Below are 345 nucleotides of genomic sequence, written 5' to 3'. Positions count from 1 at the left end.
GAGGGCGGCAGCGACGACGACAAGGGCGGGTCCGACGGCGCCACCATCGGCATCGCGATGCCCACCAAGTCCTCGGAGCGCTGGATCGCGGACGGCGCCAACGTCGTCAAGGAACTGAAGGCCAAGGGGTACAAGACCAAGCTCGTCTACGGCGAGGACGACCCGGACCAGCAGGTCTCCCAGATCGAGAACATGATCACGCAGGGCGTGGACGCGCTGATCGTGGCCGCGATCGACAACAAGTCCCTGGGCAACGTCATGCAGCAGGCCAAGGACGCGGACATCCCCGTCATCTCCTACGACCGGCTGATCCTCGGCACGGAGAACGTCGACTACTACGCCTCG

At 65.2% G+C, this 345-nt stretch carries 1 protein-coding gene; it reads left to right on the top strand.

Features of this window, described 5'->3' with window-relative positions:
• Positions 1-345 (top strand): substrate-binding domain-containing protein (locus ACLZOT_RS50815; protein ID WP_416976095.1); only part of this gene is annotated, 345 nt, incomplete at both ends.

The sequence above is a fragment of the Streptomyces sp. 4F14 genome (assembly GCF_048159485.1).
GTDB lineage: Bacteria > Actinomycetota > Actinomycetes > Streptomycetales > Streptomycetaceae > Streptomyces.
This window is presented reverse-complemented; position numbering and strand designations above follow the sequence as displayed.